The following is a 3,925-nucleotide window of genomic DNA, read 5'->3' as shown; positions in this document are numbered from 1 at the left end:
AACGGGTTAAAGGCCCGGGCTCCAGGGAAATGGTTCCTTTTGCGGCAGGAAGCTTCCCCAAACTATTGGGATTTGCCTGATATCCGTGAGCAGACGGCGGAATGCGTTGGAAATGGTGGGGTTGGGGATAGGCGAAAAGGGGTTGAGTCAGGGCGTTGGTGCCTTGCGTGGGTTTGGGTGGGGGGCTTATAGTCCGGCCCGTCGCCCAACAAGGGCGATCGGATTTGGCGATCCGTTGACCGTATGCGAAAGCTTTCTGCTTGCTTGCAGGGGCTTCCGTACCCGCATCGCTGCTTTATGGCAGCTGTGCGCGGGAGACCTTCGGGTCTGCCGGAACTCGGTCCCGGTTCGCCAACCTGCGTACAGCTGTCACCCATTCGTTTGGCGACGAGAGGTGACAGCTTCACTCTACTGACCGAGGTTTCACCATGAACCAATACATGCCCCTAACGGGCCACGACTGCACCGTCCCTGCTCTGCTTATCGACACCAGCGCCCCCCTCGACGTGCTCCACGACGCCGCCGCGTACCGGATTCGCGCCGTCACCCAACTGTTGGAAAACCTTGCCTTCTGCGAACAGCTAAGCAGCGATGCTGTGGTGCTTCAAGACTTCGCCCAACTACTGGCTATACCACTGCGGGATGGGTGTGATTTGCTGGATGTCATTATTCGCAGGCTTAACAGCGTCAACTGACCGCGACAGGGCGGCTGACGAGTTGCCCTGTTAGCGGTGAGGCAGTGAGTAGGTGCGGGCCACGCTTGGGCAGTAAAAGTGGCCTGTCACCTATGCAGCCTTGGCGCTGCACGAAAAGCATGAACAACTGCCGGCCCAGCCCGCCAGTTACCTTTATTTTCTCCCGCAACTATTCGACGGAACGTGTGCGATAGCACCCGGCGTCTCCACACCAGAGAGCAGTCGAATCACGGCACCGCACCGCCAGTCTTGCCTCTGTAGGTACGCCTCATAATCTTTACCCGCCTCAGGAACAAATACACGGGCATCGGGCACACAAGACGCCTCAGCGGCAACCATCTTCATCACAACCACCGACGGCACCCCCGCAGGGATCACAAACTCGGCATAAGACTCGCCATAGCTCAGGTGCTCGCTCCTCCAGGAAGCGGGCATTCCGACACTTCGCTTGGTGTGTTGCCCCAAGGTGGAATTGACCTTATCCGCAACGGTGTAACCGTAGGCAAAAAGAGGTTCTTTACTCGACGCGCAGTCTTGTCCGGGGTTGATGGCGACAGGCAAGCCGTTATTCCCAAAAAGACGGATGCGTGCGGTGGTGGCCTGGTCGTAGGGGATAGGCTTCTCATAGCGTGCAGAGCCGCAGCCACTCAGCAATAGAGCTGAAAAAAGGGTCAACAAAAGTATTTTCAAGACGACTCCTAGGCTCACATATCAAGCGGTTATGGGTGATTTATTGAATATCTAAAGTTCATTGCCAAGGTGACCTGTCCCCAGTTCGCGTTGATGAGCCTAGGGCCCATGCCACGACAAGCCCACCTTTAATGCATCAGGCACAAGCTTAAAAAGAGCCTTTATACACTTCAGATGATCATAGTAGTTAGGTGATAAATCACCATCACAACGTTCATAATAATATTTAGCTTGGTGATTTAAAAACCATATGTCGTGCTCAGAGAAATCAGGACTGAGCAGGCTAGTCGTAAGGTTATGTACCAAATCCGCTTCAAGATAACACGATACGTCCTTGCCTTTGATTTCCTCACTCTGCGACTGGATGTTTCTGATATAAGCTAAAGAAAGAGATAGCATCTTTACGTACAGGTGACTTTTTCCCATAAAGGCAGTCATAGTTTTCTCTCCAACAGGCTACGGCATGGGCTAAAGTTAACAAAAGGATAGGAGGCAGACCACTATTTATACGTGTATTAAAAATACCGTGGCCTGCCTCCCTGCAACAAGTCGTCATTGTTGGGATCGCGCCAGTTGGCCCCGGATCTTCTGGACCTAGCTCCCCCTCGCATCACCCAACCAAAAGTTCTTTTAATCGCTCTCCAGCAGTAGCTATCTCGCTGGTGGTCAGCGGCGTATAGCTAACAACAATCAACACACCTCCGGCCAATTCCGAGGTCTCCTCAACGTGCCCCTTGAGACAGTTAATAATCTGTTGAGGGCTTTTCCCAAATGCGCGAAGGCACAATTTCTCATCAAAATAATTAGCCGCATTTATACGAAAAACACCATCTCTTCCGTTAACATCTTTTTTTGTAGCATCGCATGCAGCTACTACTGCCGGCCAGTCGCTTCTAGTGACAGACCAATCATGCAGTGCAGCTCTATAGGCACCAAAAGCCTCTACGTACGCAGGGAAGATTCTTTTCAATAAGTCCAAATAATCAATTTTAGCATTCGAAAACTCAATGAATAGAGAGTCATCAAATTGAGCATCATCTTCTAGATATTTCTCACTTCTAAGAGAATATGCTATTCGACCTTTTATTCCCTTTGGAAGGAATTTATCTAAAGAAACAGAAACAACAAGCTCGCCTTCAATATGGGGAACATCTACAGCACCAGCCAAATCCCATGGCGCACCTAAGCCGGACAACCTTTTGAGAAAATTCTCGTGCCGTTTTTCGATAGACTCTGAAAATTTTGGCCTATGACGAAATTCAAGCTTATGCGTAGCCATTAGGTGCAACCCTCACAGTAATGTTTCTGATATTTTGCTCAGTCAAAATATCAGTTGCTCTATCAGCCGCTTTTTGACTTAGAAAATTAAATAAATCCGCCCCCTTTTTCCTCTAGAGGGGGGCGAATTGGAACTGGCCACTTTCATCTCGGGCGGAAAGATGACAGATATCACACAACAGCATCTCACCACGGGCAGCACCGCAAGCTGTAGGAGTGGATTGCGTTACCACGTTAAGGCTAGCAATCTCGTCCAAAACATTCCAATCCCTGCCAGCCCCAGCTTGTATTTCTTTTACATCTATGCCATCAAACCCAGATAAAATCGGGTTTAATTATATACTCGACTCCAACTTCAGCAAGAATCTTTCGAACTCTTAATACGTCTACAGCCTTTCCAGAAAAAATTCTAAACATGCCCTGCCGAAGTAAATCCCTGGACTTTAAAAAATTAGAACCGAACACCTCGGACACTGCCCTTATATGTGATTTATTTCTACAATCACCAACACAAAACACTTCATATATCTCTTCATCAACCTTAATACCAGAAATGTTCGTAGCAACTAACGACCAGTCACAAACTGAACACCTTAGCCCTTTAGCGCTGTTTTCCTCAAAACTTACCAAACCACCGCCGCATCGCTCGCACATAACTAATGAAATAGACACTATGGCTTACCTGGATTAAAAATTTTGAACTCACCTTGCTTCGATAAGTCCGGGCAATTTGGATTCGTTAGGGATCTCGGAGCAACTACCACTTTTCCATCGCCGTAGCCCCACACCAAGTTAGTTGGAGCTTTCACCGGGACTCCCATTTTATTCGCAAGACTTTGAGCAAATCCGGCATCACAAGCTCCAGTATCACAAGATAACAAACGAATCGGCTGCCCACTGTAAGCGAGGAAAATAGGGGTCAGACCCTGAGGGATCCCCACAAATTTACCCTAAACTCTGCGCTTGATGGCTTACCTCATCACGCAGAGCCCGCTCCAATATTTCCAAGTGTCCTCGGCCCCCAAAACCTGTGCAGCTTCGCCAGTATTCCAAGCCTAGTCGCCATAATGAGAGAACTCGCTTTTCTTTGATGCTGTTGCTCTGGTAGCGTCGTTCCAAACCGCTTTCTCGTGCCTGCAGCCCTGTCAAAAACAGAAGGTAGTTGGCCAAAGCAGCAATCAACAACGTAAGCGTACGGGGAATACGCCTTGCGTAGATCAGCCAGGCATCCACTGATGCGGCAGTAGATGCTCGATCTCACT

The 3,925-nt window shown here is 49.3% G+C and carries 4 protein-coding genes and 1 pseudogene; 1 reads left to right on the top strand and 4 read right to left on the bottom strand.

Translation table 11 applies throughout. From position 1 onward, the window contains the following. The first annotated feature begins 440 nt into the window (after positions 1–440). Positions 441–695, top strand: a complete 255-nt coding sequence (locus tag AOA59_RS28270) for a hypothetical protein (RefSeq protein WP_099489790.1) — start codon at positions 441–443, stop codon at positions 693–695. Between the two features lie 153 nt (positions 696–848). Here the strand turns inward: AOA59_RS28270 and AOA59_RS28265 are convergent, their stop codons facing one another. The 4 genes and pseudogenes from AOA59_RS28265 to AOA59_RS33245 all read right to left on the bottom strand — a co-directional run. Beyond that, positions 849–1,385 carry a hypothetical protein gene (locus AOA59_RS28265; RefSeq protein WP_099489789.1) on the bottom strand — a complete coding sequence of 179 codons (537 nt, stop codon included), beginning with the start codon at positions 1,383–1,385 and terminating at the stop codon, positions 849–851. 610 nt (positions 1,386–1,995) lie between these two features. Beyond that, positions 1,996–2,664 carry a hypothetical protein gene (locus tag AOA59_RS28255; RefSeq protein ID WP_099489787.1) on the bottom strand — a complete coding sequence of 223 codons (669 nt, stop codon included), beginning with the start codon at positions 2,662–2,664 and terminating at the stop codon, positions 1,996–1,998. Between the two features lie 308 nt (positions 2,665–2,972). Further along, on the bottom strand, positions 2,973–3,335 hold the full coding sequence (locus AOA59_RS32175; RefSeq protein ID WP_143522840.1) for a hypothetical protein: 363 nt from the start codon (positions 3,333–3,335) through the stop codon (positions 2,973–2,975). Between the two features lie 273 nt (positions 3,336–3,608). Further along, positions 3,609–3,869: pseudogene (locus AOA59_RS33245) on the bottom strand (IS4 family transposase); the annotation flags it as partial. Between the last annotated feature and the right edge of the window lie 56 nt (positions 3,870–3,925).

It is taken from the genome of Pseudomonas sp. 2822-15, assembly GCF_002742515.1.
Lineage (GTDB): Bacteria > Pseudomonadota > Gammaproteobacteria > Pseudomonadales > Pseudomonadaceae > Aquipseudomonas > Aquipseudomonas salomonii.
The sequence above is the reverse complement of the archived record's forward strand: the minus strand, read 5'-3'. Positions and strand labels throughout refer to the sequence as shown.